This window comes from Bradyrhizobium sp., assembly GCF_049586575.1.
Taxonomy (GTDB): domain Bacteria; phylum Pseudomonadota; class Alphaproteobacteria; order Rhizobiales; family Xanthobacteraceae; genus Bradyrhizobium.
Genome location: NZ_JBAVCF010000494.1, coordinates 1 through 2,655, shown reverse-complemented (window position 1 = coordinate 2,655; position 2,655 = coordinate 1). Strand labels below are relative to the sequence as shown.

Annotated in this window: 3 protein-coding genes; all 3 read left to right on the top strand. The window is 64.2% G+C overall.

The window, feature by feature from the left end; all coding sequences use genetic code 11:
* Positions 1-260 precede the first annotated feature (260 nt).
* Positions 261-1,763 (top strand): glycerol kinase GlpK, encoded by a 1,503-nt coding sequence (glpK, locus tag WB528_RS19050; RefSeq protein WP_423889948.1) that lies wholly within the window; start codon positions 261-263, stop codon positions 1,761-1,763.
* 155 nt (positions 1,764-1,918) lie between these two features.
* Positions 1,919-2,101 carry an ArsR/SmtB family transcription factor gene (locus WB528_RS19045; RefSeq protein WP_423889947.1) on the top strand — a complete coding sequence of 61 codons (183 nt, stop codon included), beginning with the start codon at positions 1,919-1,921 and terminating at the stop codon, positions 2,099-2,101.
* 20 nt (positions 2,102-2,121) lie between these two features.
* Positions 2,122-2,655, top strand: a 534-nt coding sequence (locus tag WB528_RS19040) for a glutathione S-transferase family protein (RefSeq protein ID WP_423889946.1), incomplete at its 3' end; no start/stop codon positions are given.

Genomic DNA, 2,655 nt, shown 5'->3' with positions numbered 1-2,655 from the left:
ACCACCGCGGCGGTGTAGCTCGCGCAACAAACTTCTCGCGAAGTCGTCCCCGCGAACGCGGGGACCCATAACCACAGGCTTCAGTTGGTGAGCGGTGACTAGCCCCAGTGCAAAATAGCGGGGCCGCGGGTTATGGGTCCCGGCTCGCGCTCCGCTTGACCGGGACGACGTCTGCTGTTTGGCGGGCTACAGGCCAAACCTTGACGTCCGCTTTCCAATCCGCTTGCCTTGCGTGCAAATAGAATGTGGGAAGAACGCCAATGTCCTTCGTGCTGGCCATCGATCAGGGCACCACGTCCTCGCGCGCCATGGTGTTTCGCGCCGACCTTTCGGTCGCGGCCATCGCGCAACAGGAATTTCCGCAGCATTTTCCGGCTTCCGGCTGGGTCGAGCATGACCCGGAGGACATCTGGAATTCGACGATTGCGGTTTGTCGCGATGCGCTGAAAAAAGCCAGGCTCGTAGCTGCGGATATCGCCGCGATCGGCATCACCAACCAGCGCGAGACGACGGTGGTGTGGGATCGCGCCACCGGGCAGGCCGTTCATCGCGCCATCGTCTGGCAGGACCGCCGCACCGCCGACTTCTGCGCGAGGCTGAAGGACGACGGCCACGAGCCGGCGATTACGGCGAAGACCGGCCTGATCATCGATCCTTATTTCTCCGGCACCAAGGTTGCCTGGATCCTCGACAACGTGCCGGGCGCGCGGGCGCGCGCGATGCGTGGCGAATTGCTGTTCGGCACCGTCGATTGCTACCTGTTGTGGCGCCTGACCGCTGGCAAGGTCCACGCGACCGACGCCACCAATGCCTCGCGCACGCTGCTGTTCAACATCCATACCGGCGTGTGGGACGACGATCTCCTCAGGCTGTTGAACGTGCCGCGCGCAATGCTGCCGGAGGTAAAGGATTCCTCGCACCCGTTCGGCGAAACCTCGCCCGATCTGTTCGGCGGGGCGATCGCGGTTGCCGGCATTGCCGGCGATCAGCAGGCCGCGACCATTGGCCAGGCCTGCTTTTCGCCGGGCATGATCAAGTCCACCTACGGCACCGGCTGTTTTGCGCTGCTCAACACCGGCGCCACGCCGGTCGCCTCGAAGAACAAGCTTCTCACGACGATTGCCTATCAGCTCCGGGGCAAGCGCACCTACGCGCTGGAAGGCTCGATCTTTGTCGCAGGCAGCGCCGTGCAATGGCTGCGCGACGGGCTCGGCATCATCAGGCAGGCGGCCGAGACCGGTCCGCTCGCGGAGAAATCCGATTCCGCCCAAAGCGTCTATCTGGTGCCGGCCTTTGTCGGCCTCGGCGCGCCCTACTGGAATCCGCGGGTGCGCGGCGCGCTGTTCGGGCTGACGCGCAACACGGGCCCCGCCGAGCTCGCGCATGCCGCGCTCGAGAGCGTCTGTTATCAGACCTGCGATCTCTGGGAAGCGATGCGCGCCGATTGGCCGGAGGCGAAAGCCGCCAACATCGTCCTGCGCGTCGATGGCGGCATGACCGCGTCCGACTGGACCATGCAGCGGCTGGCGGACTTGCTCGATGCGCCGGTCGATCGTCCCATGGTGCAGGAAACCACCGCGCTGGGCGCGGCCTATCTTGCGGGCTTATCCGCCGGCGTCTATCCCGAGCCGAAAAAGTTCGCCGACAAGTGGCGGCTGGAGCACCGCTTCAAGCCCAACATGAGTGCTGCCACGCGCGAACGGACGCTGAAGGGTTGGGCGAGCGCGGTGAAAGGCGTGCTCGCGAGCGATGGGAGCGCATAAATGCGCTCATGATTGCCGTCACCCGTGATGGGGCCGCGAAGCCGCGGTCTACTGGATACTCAGTGATTTATTGAACCGGCCGCAGCGATCTTCAACCTCCCCTTGAAAAGGGGAGGTCGCTTTGCTCTGCTTGGAGCAAAGCGGGAGGGGATCATATGATCAACCTGAGCGTGATTGCGGAAAAACTCGGCGTCAGCGCGCCGACTTTGAGCGAGCACATGCGCGTCCTGATCGCGGCGAAGCTGGTTCGGGCGAAACGGATCAAGCAGTGGACGATGTACAAGCGGGACGAAGACGCGATCGCTTCAGTCAAGCGCGTGATTCAGGACAAGGTTTGAAACAGCAGGGCGCACTCTCCATGATGCTCATCGGCCAATATGATTCCCCCTTCGTCCGCCGCGTCGCGATTGCGCTGCGGCTCTATGGCTTCAAATTCCAGCACAAGCCGTGGTCAACCTTCGGCGACGCCGAGCTGATCGCGCCCTATAACCCGCTGCGGCGGGTGCCGACGCTGGTGCTCGACGACGGCGCGGCGCTGATCGATTCGGCGATGATCCTCGACTGGCTCGACGAAACGGCAGGCTCCGAGCGCGCCATGCTGCCGCCGAGGGGCGTGGAGCGGCGACACCAGCTTTGGCTCTGCGCGCTTGCGACCGGGCTCGGCGACAAGTCGGTGAGCCTCGTCTACGAAAGCGCGCTGCGCCGCGAGCAGCTCAAGCTCTGGGTCGACCGCTGCGAAGCCCAGATCACCCGTGCGCTCGACGCGCTGGAGAAGGAATGCGCCGCGATCAAGACGCCGTATCTTTTCGGCGAGCGGATCGGACATGCCGATGTTGCGGTCGCCTGTGTCCTTCGGTTTACGCGCGAAGCGCATTCCCGGTTGTTCGATGGC

Bases quoted from the DNA above. Each gene is read 5' to 3' on its own strand.
- glpK (WP_423889948.1), top strand. From the start codon at position 261: ATGTCCTTCGTGCTGGCCATCGATCAGGGCACCACGTCCTCGCGCGCC.
- WB528_RS19045 (WP_423889947.1), top strand. From the start codon at position 1,919: ATGATCAACCTGAGCGTGATTGCGGAAAAACTCGGCGTCAGCGCGCCG.